We start from the raw sequence: 16,891 nt of genomic DNA, 5'->3' as shown, positions 1-16,891 counted from the left end.
GACGTGGGTAAGGTCGCGGAGGCGTTATGTCGAATAAAAGTATGATTTTGAATTTGTTCTTTTTTAACCCCCAGGGCGATCATCGTTTTTCCTGGCGCCATCCGCTGGCACCGACCCAAGAGATATTGACCCTGGGTTACTACGTAAAACTGGTGCAGGCGGCGGAGGCGGCGAAGTTTGATGCGGTTTTTGTTGCGGATCACGTCGCAGTCTGGGACTCCGTGGCCAGCGGGTTGAGGCACTATGCCAACGCCCGCCTGGAACCGATTACGCTGTTGTCCGCACTGGCTGCGGTTACCGAGCACATCGGGCTGATGGGCACGGCTTCGACTTCCTATAACGAGCCCTTCAACCTCGCGCGCTATTTTGCTTCGCTGGACTACCTCAGCGCAGGGCGAGCCAGCTGGAATATCGTGACGTCCTGGCTGGAAGAAGAAGCTTCGAATTTCGGATTGTCAGGCGTGACGAAACACGGTGATCGTTATCAGCGGGCCGAGGAATTCATCCAGGTCGTCAAGCAGCTTTGGGACTCCTGGGAGGAGGGGGCGCTTGAATTTGACAAGGGCACCGGCGCCTTTGCCGACCCCTCGAAAATTCACCCGATCAATCACAAAGGCGCGCATTTCAGCGTACGTGGGCCGCTTAACGTGCCGCGTCCACCCCAGGGCCACCCGGTCCTTGCCCAGGCGGGTTCTTCTGAAGCCGGCAAAAACCTGGCCGCCGCCCATGGGGACGTACACTTCTGCTTTATCAATTCGGTCGAGGAGGGACTGGCGTACAGGGCCGATTTGAATCGCCGACTCGAGTTGAAGGGCAGGCATTCCAGTGATCTGAAAATCATCACCGGCGTGCTGCCGGTGGTGCTCGGGGATGAGACTGAGGAGGAACGACGTCGGCACCTGGAGGACAGCCTGATTATCGATGCGGTGGCGATTGACCTGGTCTCCAGCTACACCCGCCTGGACCTGACAGGACTATCGCCGGACGGTCCGTTGCCAGCGTTGCCGGATGAGTCCGAGTTTGATGGCATTCGAACCGAGCTGGCCCTGCTCAAGCAGTACGACACTTCCCTGTCCATCCGCGAGATAGGGCGCCGGTTGGTCAAGAGCTCCAGCACCTGGCTGTTGATCGGAACGGCGGAGCATATTGCCGACAAGCTTTCAGCGTTATACGAGTCGAATGCCGTCGATGGCTACAACCTCATGTTTCCGTTTTTGCCCACTGACTTCGAAACCTTCACCCGTGGCGTGGTGCCTCTGCTCCAAGCCAGAGGGGTGTTCCGCCAGGAATATGAGCCCGGGACACTGAGGGATCGCTTGGGCTTGAAGACGCCTGCCAACCGTTTCCTGCTGTGAGCAGTATCAATCGCACCCTCTGAATGGATGTCATATGACCAGCGATCTATCCATGTACCTCGCTCCCGCCAGGGTTCTACACGCACAGGATGCCTGGCTTGAGCGCATCCTGGCGATTCTCGGCGAGCGCCGTGGGCATAAACAGATCGTTGATCTCGCGGCGCACTGGCTTTCCCCGGATCTGTTGTTATCCCAGACCTGCGGCTATCCATTCGTTACGTCGCTGCGGGGAAAGGTAAAGCTGGTAGGGCGCCCGAGCTATGAGCTTACCCATGGCTCTGGAGGGGACCATTGCAGTGTGCTGCTCTGCAGGGCTGATTCGGCCGTGACTGACCTGGCGGGTTTCCAGGGCCGCCATGGCCTGATCAACGCCCCGGATTCCAACTCTGGAATGAATTTATTTCGCCACACGCTGGCCGGGATCAGCGACCGAGGTTTCTTCTCGAAACTCACCTTCACCGGATCCCACAGGGAGAGCCTGCGAAGGCTTAGAGAAGGCGAGGGTGATTTGGCTTCCATCGATAGCATCACCTACGACTATCTTGCGAGAGATAACAGTGCCGAGATCGAAGGCCTCAGGATCTTGACACGAAGTGTGCGCAGTCCCTGCCTGCCTTACATCACCTCGATTGGTCAGGACGCCGTTTCAATCAGGAACGCAATGAACGAAGCCTTGGAGCAGCTTCCTGAGGTGTCCCGTGACCTGGCGATCAAGGAAGTCCTGCCCGCCAGTGAGGCTGACTATGAGTGTCTCCTGGAATATGAGCGCAGTGCGGCCAGTCGCGGCTTTTCGTTTGTAGCGTCCTGAGCGGCCCCATCTCAAACACCTGCTATGCAAAGGCCAACCCTTGATCTGCGTGCACACCGCCTGGGTGGAAATACCGTAGCGATCGTGCAACGACGGAAGCGCACCCGCATCGAAAAACGCGTCCGGCAACAGCTGACAGGGATTGACAGGGGAGACGCCCACGCTCGGTGGCGCGGGGTGTTTTTGGCCGGTCAGATTGAAGCCCCTTGGCTTGGAGGCCGCCGTTAGTGAGCTAGAGAGTTCGATGGCGGGGTACGGCGTTTGCACAACACGTCGAAAAAACTGATTGGGGGAGGTGTTTGACCCTCCGCGTAGAGACAATTGACCTGAAACCAACCCTGATCATTGCGAGCTTGTGACAAAAGTATAATTTGGTCACTCGTTGTCAAGCGCTTTTCGGATGCGTAAGCTAGCTCGTATGAACAAGACATCCATAGCTTCCCCCAGCATCCGTGGCCCTGCCGATCATGAGATCCGGAATCAGATCGTCGCGGCGGCCAATCAGCACTTCAGTCAATACGGCTATAGCAAAACTACGGTTTCCGACCTGGCGAAAGCGATCGGGTTTTCCAAGGCGTACATCTACAAGTTTTTTGATTCCAAGCAGGCGATTGGTGAGGCTATCTGTGGCAATTGCCTGGCGGAAATCATCGCGGCCGTAGAACAGGCCATTAATGCAGAGGACATCTCGCCGACCGAACGTTTTCGACGTTTGGTGAAAACGCTGATCGCTACCGGGGTGAATTTGTTCTTCAGTGATCGAAAGCTCTATGACATCGCCGCATTTGCAGCGTCTGAGAACTGGCCCTGCACTCAGCAATATGATGCCTTGGTCAGGGGCTTCGTGGTGCAGATTGTGCGTGAAGGCCGAGAGATCGGCGAATTTGAACGCAAAACACCCTTGGACGAAACAGTCGATTCGATCCACCTTGCGCTGCGCCCTTTCGTCAATCCGTTGCTTTTGCAATACAACCTTGACTTCGTCGAGCTGGCTCCGGTCCTCACCTCCAATCTCATTCTGCGTAGCTTGATGCCGTGAGCCTGCGTTAATCATCTCTATCACTTTGCTCTGATATCAACGCTTGGATGATGGTGAACACCGATCCAGGTGGACACCATTTTCCGGGGCGCGGTATTAATTCCAATCCGGGGCCTGATCCCCACATTCACAGCCATGTATCAACCCTCACTACGTAACTGAGTGGATTATCCGCGCAGCATTTGCCGCGTAGCCATGCATGTTCATTTGCTGAATTTGTGACGATTGACATAAATGGTCACATGAATAAATATGCTGTACCTATCCCGGAGGAATCGCCGTGGCGCGCACGATCTTCGTAAATCTGCGCTGCGGCCCCTCCCGGTAGCCCGCGCTCAGCGTGACGCTCTCTACCGCTTTATCCCGATGATCTATCGAGTCCTAATAATGAAAAAAATACTGCGCAGGACCCCGCTTGGCCTTGCTGTTGCCCTCTCGTCGACTCAATTGTTCGCGAGCGGTTTCGCTCTCAATGAACAAAGCATCAGTGGGATGGGCTCCGGATTTGCCGGCCGTTCTTCATCTGCAGAAGACGCGAGTACCGTCTTCGGTAATCCGGCCGGTATGTCTCGCTTGAAAAAAGAGCAGGCCAGCGTCGGGGCGGCAACGCTTTTCGCAAAGGCCCATATAAGCCAGACGCGCAGCACATTCGGGGGGCAGGAGGACGGGGACATGGTGCCGACCACCACAGTGCCCATGGGTTACTACGTCAAACCCATCGATGAGCACTGGGCGTTCGGTGTGGGTTTCTATGTGCCGTTTGGGCTAATGACCGATTATGGCAGTGGGTTCGCCGGCCGCTACTACGCCAACAAAAGTGAGGTCACGACCCTTACGTTTCAGCCCACCATCAGCTATGCGTTCAACGACAAGGTCTCGATCGGTTTCGGACCGACCATCAACCGTATCAGTGGTGAGCTTTCCGGGATGGTGCTCAATCCACTCAGCCCGGGCCGCAATGACGGAAAACTCAAAAGCACCGGCGATGACACGGCGCTTGGGTTTAACGCGGGTATTCTAGTGCAAGCGACAGATCGAACTCGGTTGGGTCTGACCTATCACTCCAAGGTCAGCTACCAGTTGGATGCCAAGACCAAGCTCACCGACGGCATCTTCAGTGTGCTGGGTGTAAGCGGTACGAGCTATGACGCTTCCTTGGATGTGGACACCCCGGAATCAGTCGATTTTTCCGTGACTCATCAACTCAACAGTGACTGGACGCTCTACCTGGGCAGTACGTGGACGCGCTGGAGTCGCTTCAAGGAGTTGGTGTTCGAAAACAGTGGTTTGCCTGCGGCGTTGAGCGGAACACTGAGTCGCATCACCGAGGAGCAGAACTGGCACGACACGTGGGCGCACGCTATCGGCACGGCGTATAAGCTGAACAATCAGTGGGTTCTTCGCGCCGGCTTATCGGTTGACCAGTCCCCCGCCAACAACGTCAACCGTGGGCCGCGAATCCCTACCGGTGACCGGAAAGTCATCAGTGTCGGGGCAGGGTGGACGCCGGCAGAGAATGTCACGATCGATGTGGCGTATTCCTACCTATGGGAGGAAAGCGTACAGGTCAATGACGTATCCGCCTCAAGAGGCGCCTATAGCTCGAAGTATAAAAATAGCGCGAGCGGTTTGGGGACTTCTGTCAGCTATCGATTCTGACTCACTGCGGGGCCTGAGAGCGGATACCTACTGGATCAGGTGTCCGTCGTCGGGGGTATTGCCTGGCCCGCTCAAACACCCATTACGCGTGACATCAGGCCCTGATGAAGTCGACGGGGTGTGGCCCAGGTCAAGACCGCAATAGCCTTGTTGCCAAAGCCCGGCACGACGCTCATGCGGCCTGCGTGCAACGCTTGTATCCCCGCTCGCACTACAGGCTCGGGTTGCATCATGACCCTCTTCAAGACCGGTGTTATCTTTTGTTTGGCACTTGCTGCAAACCCGGTATCCGACATGCCTGGACAAAGCGCTGTGACCACCACACCGTCTTGTTTGAGTTCACGATGCAGGGCGTCGGAGAATCTGAGTACGTAAGCCTTGGCGGCAGAGTAAACCGCAAAATTCTTCACGCCCTGGTAGGACAGCAGGCTGGCCGTCATCAAGATATGCCCCTTGCGCCTGGCCCGCATATCCTCTGCAAACAGACGAGTGATGGCGGTCAGGCTGGCGACGTCCAGGTCGATCATCGCCAGGGAGCTTTCCAGGGGCTCATCCAGGAATGCTCCCTGCAAGCCGTAACCCGCATTGTTGATCAGGACATCGACCACCGTATTGCTGTCACGCAGGCGCCGATGCAGATCGATAATCACATTTATTGATGAAAGATCTGCTTGCTGCACCATCACGTCGACGTCGAAACGACTACGCAATTCGTCCGCGAGTGCTTCAAGCTCGTTCAGCCTGCGGGCTACCAGAATCAGCGATTTCCCTTTTGCGGCGTACTGTCGGGCAAATTCCTTGCCGAATCCGCTGGAGGCTCCAGTAATGAGCACCCATGAATTTTCTTTCACTGCCATCTTGCATACCCCTTGTTTGAATCTCGAAAACCACCCGTGTCATCGGCTCGTCAGTCGGCTATCCGAGGGCTGCCAGCCGCCGCCCAGCGCCTTGAACGCGGCGACTGCCGCGCGTGCCGATTCGGTTTGTGCCTGCGCCCGAGCGTCGGAAGCCTGAAGCAGGGTCTCGTCAGCGTGCAGAACGTCAATCAAGCTGGCCGTGCCTTTCTCATAAGCAGTGAACGACGATTGGCGCGCTTGCGTCAGAGACGTCTCGCCTCCAACGAGGGTGGTCGCTTGGGCGTCCCGATTCACCAGTGAGGAGAGCGCGTTCTCGACATCCTCGGTGGCGCGCAGCACAGACTGACGGTAAGCGGCCAGGGATTCGGCTTCCTGTCCCTTGGCTTGGTCGATTTGGGCGTTGATGCGGCCAAAGTCGAAGAGTCGCCAGCGCAGTCCGAGTACGCCCGACGATTGACTGGCGCCGCCGGAAAAAAGATTGCCTGCCGATACAGCCGTTGCACTCCCCAGTAATGCGCTCAGAGAGAACTTCGGGTAGTACTCGGCAATCGCCTCTCCGATGCGTGCGTTTGAGGCGGCAAGGCGGCGCTCGGCCACTATGAGGTCAGGCCTGCGGCGCAGTAAGTCGGCTGGCGTTCCCATGGCCTTTAACTGCGGCGCTGCCGGAATGCTTGCGACCATGGCAAGTTGCGTGCGATGAGTACCGGGTGGCGTGCCGAGCATGACATCGAGTGAATTCATGGCCGCATCCAGACCGGTCTGCAGGACCGGTACGGTGGCTTGGACCTGTGCTAAAGCCCCCTCGGTCTGACGAACCTCATGGCTGGCGGCAAGTCCCTTGCTGTAGAGCAATTGGACTTTCTCCAGCAGCCCCTGCTGGGTTTTGACTTGTCGATTCGCGATGTCCAGCCGAGCCTGCAGTCCGCGGACAGTGATGTAGATATCCGCAGTCTGTGCAGCGATGGCCAATCGCGTGGCTGCGGCGCCAGCCTCGGACGCTTGGTACTCGGCCAGTGCCGCCTCGCGTCCGCGTCGCAGGCCGCCAAAGACATCCACTTCCCAGCTGGCATTGAGGTCGGCCTCGTAGGAACTGCCATAGCGATCATAGCCGGGGGTTGAGTTCAGCACCTGGCCGAGTGGCGTCTCGACTGATTGGTAGGCGCGGGCGGCCTGACCGCTGATGTTTCCCGAGGGCCATAAAGCGGCATTGGCCGCGCCTAGTCCTGCCCGCGCCTGCGCGACTCGTGCCTGGGCCTGTGCCAGATCAAGGTTCTGTTCAAGCGCCTTGGCGACGAAGTCGGCGAGCAGTGGATCACCGAAGCCCTCCCACCAGATGACGAGGCTGGCAGGCGTCGCCCCTGGTCTCTGCTCGACAGAAGGCTGGCCCAGGTAACGGTCCGGGAGCGGGGTGTCCGGACGGCGATAGTCCGGACCGACCGCACAACCTGTCATCAAGCTGGCGCTGATCAAAAAAGCAGCGGGGCGGAGGGCGTGCATTGAGATTCCTTGAATCGAACATTGTTGGTGACCATAGTACTGTATGGTCACTCTCTGTCAATTGAGGCCTCTGGGCTAAATTCAGGCATGACTGAAAAATATCGTTCATCTCCGTCATGTGCTCCTTTGGAATATGCAGTCCTGCATTCGTCGGGTCTTGTTTCAAGGGGGGTATGAGCGATTGCGTTGCGGGGGAGCGCATCCCTCTGCGTTATTTGAGATCTCGATTGTGACCATTGACAATAATAGTCACCGGTCTGAATATACGATCCCTGTTCTTTCTATTCAATAAGGGAACCTATGCTCCGGCTCCGACCCATCCCCCTTGCAGCCTGCTTGCTGCCTCTCGTCCTGACGGCGTGTGGTGACTCATCCAACATTGACGATCCGCGCACGCAGGCTCCTCTGGTAAGGCCCGGAACGGTTGAGGGTTCCTCAGAGACGTCACGTTCATTCACGGGGGTAGTGGCGGCCCGCGTGCAGGGTGATCTTGGCTTTCGGGTCTCCGGCAAGATCCTCGAGCGGCTGGTCGATACCGGCCAGAGCGTTAAACGCGGTCAGCCGCTTATGCGCCTTGACCCTATCGACCTGGGGTTGCAGGCGCGAGCACAGCAAGAGTCGGTCACCGCCGCCAGGGCCCGCGCCAGGCAGACCGCCGATGACGAGGCGCGATATCGCGACCTCGTCGCCGCAGGGGCTGTTTCTGCATCGGCCTACGACCAGGTCAAGGCCGCAGCGGATAGCGCAAAGGCGCAGCTCAGCGCCGCACAAGCCCAGGCCGATGTCGCCCGTAACGCTTCCGGCTACGCGGTGTTATTTGCGGATTCCGACGGTGTCGTGGTGGAAACACTCGCAGAGCCCGGGCAAGTCGTCAGCCCGGGGCAGCCCGTGGTTCGACTGGCCCGCGCAGGCCAGCGCGAAGCCATCGTGCATCTGCCCGAGACGTTGCGTCCTGCAGCCGGATCCACCGCGCAAGCGACGCTTTACGGCAGTACCGCAGGGGCTGTTACAGCGAAGCTCAGGCTGCTTTCTGATTCTGCCGACCCAGTGACGCGCACGTTCGAGGCGCGGTATGTGCTTGAGGGCGCGCTGGCCAATGCCCCGATAGGCTCGACGGTCACGCTGCGGATCGCAGAGGGCGCCGCGCACGGGCAGGTGCTGCAAGTCCCCATCGCAGCCCTTTATGACCCAGGCAATGGCACCGGTGTGTGGGTGATCGCAGGCTCGCCGGCAAAGGTGAGCTGGCGTCCTGTTCAGGTGCTGGGATTGAGCGACGATGCCGCACGCGTGGCAGGCGATCTCAAGGTCGGTGAGCAGATCGTCGCGTTAGGCGCCCATCTGCTGCGCGATGGAGAAGACGTGAGAGTGCCCCGGCAGGATGAAGCCCATGTTGCCGGGAGTCATCCATGAGCGAAGGCCGCTTTAATATTTCTGCGATCGCCGTTCGTGAGCGATCCATTACGGTATTCCTGATCTTTCTGATCACGGTTGCGGGCACCCTGGCGTTCTTCCAGCTGGGGCGTGCGGAGGATCCACCGTTTACGGTCAAGCAGTTGACGGTCATTACTGCCTGGCCGGGGGCTACCGCGCAGGAAATGCAGGACCAGGTCGCAGAGCCACTTGAAAAACGCCTGCAGGAATTGAAATGGTACGACCGCTCGGAAACCTATACGCGGCCCGGTCTCGCTTTCACCATGGTGTCGTTGTTGGACCGCACGCCACCCTCACAGGTGCAGGAAGAGTTTTATCAGGCACGCAAAAAGCTCGACGACGAAGCCACCAAGCTACCGGCGGGTGTAATCGGGCCCTTGGTCAACGACGAATATTCGGACGTGACGTTTGCGCTGTTCGCCCTCAAAGCCAAAGGCGAGCCGCAGCGGCTGCTGGTGCGTGATGCTGAGTCGTTGCGCCAGCAACTGTTGCATGTGCCGGGCGTGAAGAAGGTCAACATCATCGGTGAGCAGGCCGAGCGAATATTTGTTTCGTTCTCCCATGATCGGTTGGCCACCCTGGGCATTGCGCCTCAGGACATCTTTGCCGCGCTGAATAATCAGAACGTGCTCACGCCCGCCGGTTCGATTGAAACAAATGGGCCGCAAGTCTTCCTCCGCCTGGACGGCGCCTTGGACAAGCTGGAGAAGATTCGTGACACGCCGATTGTGGTTCAGGGGCGCACGCTCAAGCTCTCCGACGTGGCCACTGTCGAACGTGGCTATGAAGACCCGGCAACCTTTCTGGTGCGCAGTAACGGAGAAGAGGCCCTGCTGCTGGGGGTCATCATGCGCGAAGGCTGGAACGGCCTGGACCTGGGCAAGGCGCTGGACGCCGAGACGACCAAGATCAATGAAGGCATGCCACTGGGCATGACGCTGACCAAGGTGACCGATCAAGCCGTCAACATCGACTCGGCCGTTGGCGAGTTCATGGTCAAGTTTTTTGTCGCGCTGCTCGTGGTGATGCTTGTGTGCTTTCTCAGCATGGGCTGGCGTGTAGGCGTCGTGGTCGCAGCTGCCGTGCCATTGACACTGGCGATCGTGTTTGTGGTGATGGCGGCCACCGGAAAGAACTTTGATCGTATTACCCTCGGTTCATTGATCCTGGCGCTCGGGTTGCTGGTAGATGACGCGATCATCGCGATCGAAATGATGGTCGTGAAAATGGAGGAGGGCTACGACCGCATCAAAGCCTCCGCGTATGCCTGGAGTCATACGGCCGCGCCGATGCTCTCTGGCACACTGGTAACAGCGGTTGGCTTCATGCCAAACGGTTTCGCCCAGTCCACTGCCGGCGAGTACACCAGCAACATGTTCTGGATCGTGGGCATTGCTCTGATCGCTTCCTGGGTTGTCGCAGTGGCTTTCACCCCTTACCTGGGCGTGAAGTTGCTGCCAGACATCAAGCAGATAGAGGGTGGGCATGCGGCTATCTACAATACCCCGCGCTACAACCGCTTCCGCCGGGTCCTGACCCGGGTCATCGAACTCAAGTGGCTGGTGGCTGGCACGGTTATCACGCTGTTTGTCGTGGCCGTCCTGGGCATGGGCCTGGTGAAGAAGCAGTTCTTCCCGACGTCAGACCGTCCCGAGGTGATGGTCGAGGTGCAAATGCCCTACGGAACCTCCATCGAGCAGACCAGTGCCACTGCGAAAAAGGTCGAGGCCTGGCTGCAAAAGCAGGAAGAGGCAAAAATCGTCACGGCCTATATCGGGCAGGGCGCGCCGCGTTTCTTCCTGGCGATGGCGCCAGAACTGCCGGATCCGTCATTCGCCAAGATCGTGGTGCTGACGTCCAGCCAGGAGGCACGTGAAACCCTCAAGCTGCGTTTTCGCGAGGCGGTCGCTGCCGGGCTTGCCCCCGAGGCCCGTGTCAGGGCGACTCAAATTGTGTTTGGGCCGTATTCACCCTATCCCGTCGCCTACAGGGTAATGGGGCCTGACCCGACGAAGCTGCGCGAGATTGCGGGTCGTGTACAAGCGGTCATGCAAGCGAGTCCGTTGATGAGGACCGTCAACAGCGACTGGGGCCCTCTGGCGCCGACTCTGCATTTCAGCCTGGATCAGGATCGCTTGCAGGCGGTTGGACTGACCTCCAGCGCCGTCGCCCAGCAGTTGCAATTCCTGCTGACGGGCGTGCCGATCACGTCGGTTCGTGAAGACATTCGTTCAGTGCAGGTGGTTGGGCGCGCCGCAGGCGATATACGTCTGGACCCTGCGCGGATTGAAGGGTTTACATTGGTGGGCGCCGCGGGCCAGCGGATCCCGCTGTCCCAGGTCGGAGAGGTGGATGTGCGTATGGAGGATCCGATCCTCAGGCGCCGTGACCGTACACCGACGATCACCGTGCGTGGCGATATTGACGAAGGCCTTCAACCACCTGATGTATCGGGTGTGATCATCAAGCAACTGCAGCCGATTATCGACACGCTCCCCGCCGGCTATCGGATCGAGCAAGCGGGTGCAATCGAGGAGTCGGGCAAGGCAGGCCAGGCGATAGTGCCGCTGGTTCCGATCATGATTGCACTGACGCTGCTGATCATCATCGTCCAGGTGCGTTCGATCTCGGCAATGATCATGGTGTTTTTCACCGCACCGCTGGGACTTATTGGCGTGGTGCCGACGCTGCTGATGTTTCATCAGCCGTTTGGTATCAACGCCCTGGTTGGGTTGATCGCGCTGTCGGGCATCCTGATGCGCAACACGCTGATTCTGATCGGGCAGATCCATCACAACGCCCAGGAAGGCCTGGATCCCTTTCACGCCGTCATCGAAGCCACGGTACAGAGGGCCCGCCCGGTACTGCTGACGGCGATGGCGGCCATCCTGGCATTCATCCCGCTGACCCATTCTGTTTTTTGGGGCACGCTGGCCTACACACTGATCGGCGGTACTTTGGTCGGCACCATCATGACGTTGGTGTTCCTGCCGGCGATGTACGCCATCTGGTTCAAAATCCGCCCAGGCAACGCGAGCAAGGCTCAAGCAGTGCGACCTGCCTGAGCAAGGGGTGTTCGAGGGGAGGGCGCCGGTGTCCTCTCGTCGGTCAATTCGCCAAAGCTGCTGCTTCTGTAGGCGCGGACTGAACAAGGACGAGGATTCAAATGGTTACAGTGAAGTAAGCTGCTGCATGAGCTAACGTTCATGCATGCGCTTTTCCTATAACTCCCTGGATCCTGCCCCGATGAGAGACCTGCCGCCTACCGCGACCTTGCGCGCCTTTGAAGTTGCCACCCGCCACCCGACGTTTACTGCAGCCGCACAGGAACTGCATGTGACTCAAAGCGCGGTCAGCCACCAGCTCAAGCACCTTGAGGCGCTTTGGGGGCTGCCGCTGTTTGAACGTGGCAAGGCGTTACGCCTCACGGCAGCGGGGGCTGCGCTGGCGCCCATCGTGCGGGAGTTTTTCATCAGCCTGGAGGCGACTTTGGGTGACCTGCGCGAGCAAAAGGGCCGGGTTCGGCTCAGCGTCAGCACCACCTATTCCTTTGCGCTCAAATGGCTGCTGCCACGCTTGCCGCGTCTGTCTCGCCAGCACCCCGAGCTGCTGGTCTCGCTGGACACCACGGATAAAATCATCCACTTCTCGCACGGCCAGGCTGATGTTGCGATCAGGCTCGGCAAGGGCAATTACCCAGGCCTGTATTCGGAGTTCCTGTTTGGGGAGCAGGTATTTCCCGTGGCCAGTCCCGAACTGCTGCGGCGCGTTGGCACACCGCAAAGCCCGGCAGACTTGTTGCATTTCCCGCTCCTGACTCGGGATGGCGCCGAGTTGGTGCCAAAGTGGGAGGTGTGGTTTCAAGCCGTCGGGTTGGCCTATTTGCCGCTCCAGGAAAGCGTCAGGTTTGGCGATACCAACATGACGGTCGAGGCGGCTTTGCTCGGCCAGGGCGTTGCATTGGTGCGCAGCGGGCATGTGGAGAACGAAATCAGCGATGGCCGTTTGGTGCGGCTGTTCGACGTACCGCTTCCATCGCCGCTTGCTTACTACTTCGTCTGCCCCAAGGGCATCGAATCCCAGCCGCACATCGCCAGCTTTCGCCAATGGCTGGTCAGCGAGGCACTGAAAGTCCAGCGACCGGATGAATGAGTCATGAGTTTCCGCTCATGCTGCGCTGAGGAGACTTCGCTTTAGCCCCGGCGCCGGATTGCCTACAGTGGGGCATGCCTACTCATCTCATCCTCCTCGTGCTTTTCGCCGCGCTGCTGCATGCCAGCTGGAATGCGCTGCTGCGTAGCGGCGCCGACCGGCTGTGGTCCATGACGGTGATGTGCATTGCCATCGCCATCGCCAGTGTCGTCGCCGCAGCGTTCATGGTGCCCCCCGCGATTGAAAGCTGGGGCTACGCGGTGCTGTCGGGGTTGCTGCATGTGGGCTACAACCTGTTTCTGGTGCGCAGCTACCGCGTCGGCGACCTGGGGCAGATCTATCCGATTTCACGTGGATCGTCGCCGGTGCTGATCACCTTGGGTGCCGCCGTGTTTGCCGGGGAAAGCATCACGCCTGGCGAGTTGCTCGGTATTGCGCTGGTGTCCGGCGGGATTATTTCGCTGGCCTTCAGAGGGCGCAGTCTGTCGGTTCCCAGCCTGCCCTATGCGCTGGGAACGGGCGGCTTTATCGCGGCCTACAGCGTGGTCGACGGCATCGGCGCCAGGCTCTCCGGTGCGCCGCTTGCCTACACGGTGTGGATGTGCGCGCTGTGGGGCGTGCTGATGCCGGTGGTCTACATCGGCCTGCGCGACACCCGCAGCTTGTTCCGCGTCCGGCCTGGAACAGTGACCGCGTTGGTCGGCGGGCTGGTCTCTTTGCTCGCCTATGGAATGGTCATTTACGCCATGAACGAAGCGCCACTGGGCGCGGTATCCGCATTGCGCGAAACCAGCGTGCTGTTTGCGGCGTTGATCGGCTATGTGTTCCTCGGCGAGACGCTTACCGCACGCCGGATACTGGCATGCGTAGTGATCGCCAGCGGTACCCTCATCATCGGCTGATACAGCTAACGGCTCAGGAGCAATGTTTAATGGTCAATGTCTCGCAGGCACCGCTGATTCTAATCACGGGTGGAAGTCGTGGAGTGGGGGCGGCAACCGCCCGGCTGGCCGCCGAAAGAGGTTATGACGTCGCGATCAGCTACGTTGCCAACCAGTCCGCAGCACTGGCGGTGGTTGCGGATGTAGAAGCATTGGGGCGCCGGGCGTTGGCGATGCGGGCCGACAGTGCGGACCCGCAACAGGTGGCCGATATGTTCGCGGCCATCGACCGCACGTTCGGTCGCATCGACGTACTGGTCAATAACGCCGGGATGCTCGCACCTCAGTCACGCCTGGAGGCCCTCGGCTTCGAGCGGATGCAGCGCATCTTTGCGGTCAATGCCATCGGGCCGATACTCTGTGCCCAGCAGGCGGTTAAGCGCATGTCTTACCGCTACAACGGCCCAGGCGGGGTGGTGATCAATGTCTCTTCGGCGTCGGCACGCCTCGGCAGCCCCAATGAGTACGTCGACTATGCGGCGTCAAAGGGCGCGCTGGAGACTTTCACCATCGGGTTTGCCAAGGAGGTGGCCCGGGAAGGCATACGCGTTAACTGTATTCGCCCCGGACATATCTATACCGACATGCACGCCAGCGGCGGTGAGCCGGGGCGGGTGGATCGTGTCAAGGACTCGATCCCCATGGGGCGGGGCGGTCAGCCGGAGGAAGTGGCGCGCGCGATTCTATGGCTGGCGAGCGCGGAGGCATCCTTCGTTACCGGTACATTCCTCGACGTAACGGGGGGTAAATGAGTCAAAGGCTCGGATCATCGGCTACCTGCGCTCGGCCTCACGTAACAGCGTGCGGCCTCACCTTGCGACTCAAACCCGGTGTCTTGCCCGTAATGCGCTTGAATGCGCGGCTGAAAGCGGCCTGGGAGGTATAGCCCAAGCGCTGCGCCACCTCTTCAATCGGCAGCCTTTCGAGCGTCAGCCACTGGCTTGCCAGCCGCATTCGCAGTTCGGTGACGTAGCGCAGCGGGGTCATGCCAATCGTCACTTGAAAGCGGTCCGCGAAGGCCGAACGCGAGGTATTGCAGTGCTCGGCCAGCTGCGCAACGGTCCAGTCGCGGCCCGGTTGTTGATGGAGCGCCAGCAGGGCACCGGCCAAGCGTGGATCGCGCAAGGCGGCGACCAGGCCAGAGGCATTCCCGCAGGCGCACTCCACCCACCCGCGAACGACCATGGCGGCCACCACGTCGGCCAACCGCGCGAGGATACCGGCGAAGCCGATACGCGCGGCGCTGACCTCGCGCTCCATGGTGGTCAGGATCGGCACCAGTCCGGGGTAACGCTGGCCGCCGGCATCAATCAGCATCAGTCCCGGCATCAGCCGGCCAAGGCCATGGATACTGCCTAGTTCGAACTCCATGCAACCACTGAACAAAATAGTGCTCGGCGTGGGGCTGGCATCGGTTCCGGTATCCACCGCGCTGACGGTGTCACCTAAGGGCGCGCCGTCCAGGCGGTCGATGTCTTGAACATGTGCGTCCGGATCGGAAAACAGTTGGTGGGCCGCGCCGTGGGAAATGAACACGGCGTTGCCGGCAGATAAAGCGTAGGTGCTGCCGTCCTCCATTCGCAGCACTGCGTTGCCCACGGCAATGAAGTGGAACCAGGCGTGCCCAGGTTTTTCCGCGAAGCTCAAACCAAAGGTTGGACCTGCCTGGATACGCCGGTATTCGACGCCACGCAGGCGCATGCCGCGCAACAGCTCGTTGATGAGGTCCGAGGAAAGAGCAAATTGATCTGCTGGCATTATTCAGGTGTTTTAGTCAAAAAGGAGAGATTTTTGATCATAGATCATCCAGCTTCCCGCGCCTAGACTTCGGCTCGCCATGAAGATTGGGAGATCCGTGCAATGACTGACTGTGTATGTAACACCGTATCCGACCGCCATTCCGGCGTCGGTGCGGACGTAGAGCCTGCGACGCCCGCGTGGATGGCAGTATTTTCGTTGGCAATGGGCGTATTCGGATTACTGACCGCTGAGTACCTTCCGGCCAGTTTGTTGACGCTGATGGCTAACGATCTGGGGGTGTCCGAAGCGTTGGCTGGCCAGGCGGTGACGGTGACAGCGGTGGTTGCGCTGTTCGCTGGCTTGCTGGTGCCAGGCCTGACCCGCGGCATCGACCGACGCTGGGTGCTGCTGGGTTTTTCCACGTTGATGGTCGCCTCCAATCTATTGGTCGCCGTTTCCTCCAGCTTCGCGGTGCTGTTGGTGATGCGCATCTTGCTGGGCATTGCCCTTGGCGGGTTCTGGAGCATGGCGGCGGCGGTGGCGATGCGCTTGGTGCCGAGTGCGTTGTTGCCCCGGGCGCTGTCGATCATTTTCAGTGGCATTGCCGTCGGGACGGTCGTTGCAGTACCGCTGGGCAGCTATCTTGGCGGGCTGTACGGCTGGCGCAGCGCGTTCTTTGCCGCAGCGGCGGTAGGCATGGTGACCCTGGCTTTCCAGTCGTTCACGCTGCCGCGCCTGGCGCCGCGCCGGCCGGCACGTCTGCGCACTGTGCTCGAGGTGTTGCAGCGCCCGGGCATCGCCATGGGGATGTTCGGTTGTGTGCTGGTGCACAGCGGCCACTTTGCGATGTTCACTTATGTTCGGCCATTCCTTGAAGGGACGACTGGCATCGGCCCGCAGGGGCTGTCGTTGATGTTGCTGGGTTTTGGCGTGGCGAACTTCGCCGGCACGCTGTTGGCCGGCAGGCTGCTGGAGCGCCACCCGCTGGCCACGCTGGTGTTGATGCCGGCGCTGGTCGGCGTTGCAGCCCTGGCGTTGGTGCTGTTGCCGGCCTCGGTGCCGGGGCAGGCGCTACTGCTGGCGGTCTGGGGCTTGGCCTTTGGTGGTGTGCCGGTGGCGTGGTCGAACTGGGTCGCCAGCGCGGTACCTGACCAGGCGGAAAGTGCCGGAGGGATGGTAGTGGCCTCTGTGCAGTCGGCCATCGCCACGGGCGCTGCCGCTGGCGGTGCAGTGTTCAGCGTCGGTGGCAGCGCAGGTGTATTCGTAGCGGCGGCCGTACTGATGCTGCTGGCCGCGTTGCTGATTGTGCTGCGTGTCCGCGTCCCTTCTGCCCAGGGCGTACGTCAGCCCAAGCCCGCGTTGCACCTTTGATCCGGTTTGCCAAACCGCTTCGATCCCGTTCGTCACCAGGA

At 59.9% G+C, this 16,891-nt stretch carries 13 protein-coding genes; 10 read left to right on the top strand and 3 right to left on the bottom strand.

The window, feature by feature from the left end:
* The first annotated feature begins 41 nt into the window (after positions 1-41).
* The 4 genes from F6S08_RS27485 (at position 42) to F6S08_RS27470 (ending at position 4,861) form a co-directional block, all read left to right on the top strand.
* Entirely contained in the window at positions 42-1,355 is a 1,314-nt protein-coding gene (locus tag F6S08_RS27485; protein ID WP_315872620.1) for an LLM class flavin-dependent oxidoreductase, read from the top strand.
* A 34-nt stretch (positions 1,356-1,389) separates the two neighbouring features.
* Positions 1,390-2,163: a phosphate/phosphite/phosphonate ABC transporter substrate-binding protein gene (locus tag F6S08_RS27480; protein WP_315872619.1), complete on the top strand. Its 774-nt coding sequence runs from the start codon at positions 1,390-1,392 to the stop codon at positions 2,161-2,163.
* 418 nt (positions 2,164-2,581) lie between these two features.
* The gene (locus F6S08_RS27475; protein ID WP_315872618.1) at positions 2,582-3,202 is read left to right on the top strand and encodes a TetR/AcrR family transcriptional regulator; all 621 of its coding nucleotides are present in this window, start codon (positions 2,582-2,584) and stop codon (positions 3,200-3,202) included.
* Between the two features lie 387 nt (positions 3,203-3,589).
* Positions 3,590-4,861: an OmpP1/FadL family transporter gene (locus F6S08_RS27470; protein WP_065927796.1), complete on the top strand. Its 1,272-nt coding sequence runs from the start codon at positions 3,590-3,592 to the stop codon at positions 4,859-4,861.
* A 71-nt stretch (positions 4,862-4,932) separates the two neighbouring features.
* On the opposite strand, the gene F6S08_RS27465 is transcribed toward F6S08_RS27470, so the two are convergent.
* Positions 4,933-5,718 (bottom strand): SDR family oxidoreductase, encoded by a 786-nt coding sequence (locus F6S08_RS27465; RefSeq protein ID WP_315872617.1) that lies wholly within the window; start codon positions 5,716-5,718, stop codon positions 4,933-4,935.
* A 39-nt stretch (positions 5,719-5,757) separates the two neighbouring features.
* Positions 5,758-7,215 (bottom strand): efflux transporter outer membrane subunit, encoded by a 1,458-nt coding sequence (locus tag F6S08_RS27460; RefSeq protein ID WP_315872616.1) that lies wholly within the window; start codon positions 7,213-7,215, stop codon positions 5,758-5,760.
* 300 nt (positions 7,216-7,515) lie between these two features.
* On the opposite strand from F6S08_RS27460, the gene F6S08_RS27455 reads away from it, so the two are divergent.
* From F6S08_RS27455 to F6S08_RS27435, 5 genes are all read left to right on the top strand, one after another.
* The gene (locus F6S08_RS27455) at positions 7,516-8,625 is read left to right on the top strand and encodes an efflux RND transporter periplasmic adaptor subunit (protein WP_065927678.1); all 1,110 of its coding nucleotides are present in this window, start codon (positions 7,516-7,518) and stop codon (positions 8,623-8,625) included.
* On the top strand, positions 8,622-11,711 hold the full coding sequence (locus F6S08_RS27450; protein ID WP_315872615.1) for an efflux RND transporter permease subunit: 3,090 nt from the start codon (positions 8,622-8,624) through the stop codon (positions 11,709-11,711). Before F6S08_RS27455 ends, F6S08_RS27450 begins: the two co-directional genes overlap by 4 nt.
* Positions 11,712-11,892: 181 nt before the next feature.
* On the top strand, positions 11,893-12,798 hold the full coding sequence (gene gcvA, locus F6S08_RS27445; protein WP_065927676.1) for a transcriptional regulator GcvA: 906 nt from the start codon (positions 11,893-11,895) through the stop codon (positions 12,796-12,798).
* 74 nt (positions 12,799-12,872) lie between these two features.
* Positions 12,873-13,700 (top strand): DMT family transporter, encoded by an 828-nt coding sequence (locus F6S08_RS27440; RefSeq protein WP_065927675.1) that lies wholly within the window; start codon positions 12,873-12,875, stop codon positions 13,698-13,700.
* A 29-nt stretch (positions 13,701-13,729) separates the two neighbouring features.
* Entirely contained in the window at positions 13,730-14,491 is a 762-nt protein-coding gene (locus F6S08_RS27435) for an SDR family oxidoreductase (RefSeq protein WP_065948722.1), read from the top strand.
* Positions 14,492-14,528: 37 nt separating this feature from the next.
* Here the strand turns inward: F6S08_RS27435 and F6S08_RS27430 are convergent, their stop codons facing one another.
* Complete coding sequence (locus F6S08_RS27430; protein ID WP_315872614.1) at positions 14,529-15,497, bottom strand: AraC family transcriptional regulator; 969 nt, start codon at positions 15,495-15,497, stop codon at positions 14,529-14,531.
* Positions 15,498-15,599: 102 nt separating this feature from the next.
* Here F6S08_RS27430 and F6S08_RS27425 point away from each other — a divergent pair, with 102 nt between their 5' ends.
* Positions 15,600-16,850, top strand: a complete 1,251-nt coding sequence (locus F6S08_RS27425; protein WP_315872613.1) for an MFS transporter — start codon at positions 15,600-15,602, stop codon at positions 16,848-16,850.
* The last annotated feature ends 41 nt before the right edge of the window (positions 16,851-16,891 follow it).

This window comes from Pseudomonas sp. JV449 (assembly GCF_032424295.1).
Lineage (GTDB): Bacteria > Pseudomonadota > Gammaproteobacteria > Pseudomonadales > Pseudomonadaceae > Aquipseudomonas > Aquipseudomonas marginalis.
The sequence above is the reverse complement of the archived record's forward strand: the minus strand, read 5'-3'. Positions and strand labels throughout refer to the sequence as shown.

What these genes read in the sequence shown, in the direction of transcription:
- F6S08_RS27485 (WP_315872620.1), top strand. Translation starts at nt 42, where the DNA reads ATGATTTTGAATTTGTTCTTTTTTAACCCCCAGGGCGATCATCGTTTT.
- F6S08_RS27480 (WP_315872619.1), top strand. Translation starts at nt 1,390, where the DNA reads ATGACCAGCGATCTATCCATGTACCTCGCTCCCGCCAGGGTTCTACAC.
- F6S08_RS27475 (WP_315872618.1), top strand. Translation starts at nt 2,582, where the DNA reads ATGAACAAGACATCCATAGCTTCCCCCAGCATCCGTGGCCCTGCCGAT.
- F6S08_RS27470 (WP_065927796.1), top strand. Translation starts at nt 3,590, where the DNA reads ATGAAAAAAATACTGCGCAGGACCCCGCTTGGCCTTGCTGTTGCCCTC.
- F6S08_RS27465 (WP_315872617.1), bottom strand. Translation starts at nt 5,718, where the DNA reads ATGGCAGTGAAAGAAAATTCATGGGTGCTCATTACTGGAGCCTCCAGC.
- F6S08_RS27460 (WP_315872616.1), bottom strand. Translation starts at nt 7,215, where the DNA reads ATGCACGCCCTCCGCCCCGCTGCTTTTTTGATCAGCGCCAGCTTGATG.
- F6S08_RS27455 (WP_065927678.1), top strand. Translation starts at nt 7,516, where the DNA reads ATGCTCCGGCTCCGACCCATCCCCCTTGCAGCCTGCTTGCTGCCTCTC.
- F6S08_RS27450 (WP_315872615.1), top strand. Translation starts at nt 8,622, where the DNA reads ATGAGCGAAGGCCGCTTTAATATTTCTGCGATCGCCGTTCGTGAGCGA.
- gcvA (WP_065927676.1), top strand. Translation starts at nt 11,893, where the DNA reads ATGAGAGACCTGCCGCCTACCGCGACCTTGCGCGCCTTTGAAGTTGCC.
- F6S08_RS27440 (WP_065927675.1), top strand. Translation starts at nt 12,873, where the DNA reads ATGCCTACTCATCTCATCCTCCTCGTGCTTTTCGCCGCGCTGCTGCAT.
- F6S08_RS27435 (WP_065948722.1), top strand. Translation starts at nt 13,730, where the DNA reads ATGGTCAATGTCTCGCAGGCACCGCTGATTCTAATCACGGGTGGAAGT.
- F6S08_RS27430 (WP_315872614.1), bottom strand. Translation starts at nt 15,497, where the DNA reads ATGCCAGCAGATCAATTTGCTCTTTCCTCGGACCTCATCAACGAGCTG.
- F6S08_RS27425 (WP_315872613.1), top strand. Translation starts at nt 15,600, where the DNA reads ATGACTGACTGTGTATGTAACACCGTATCCGACCGCCATTCCGGCGTC.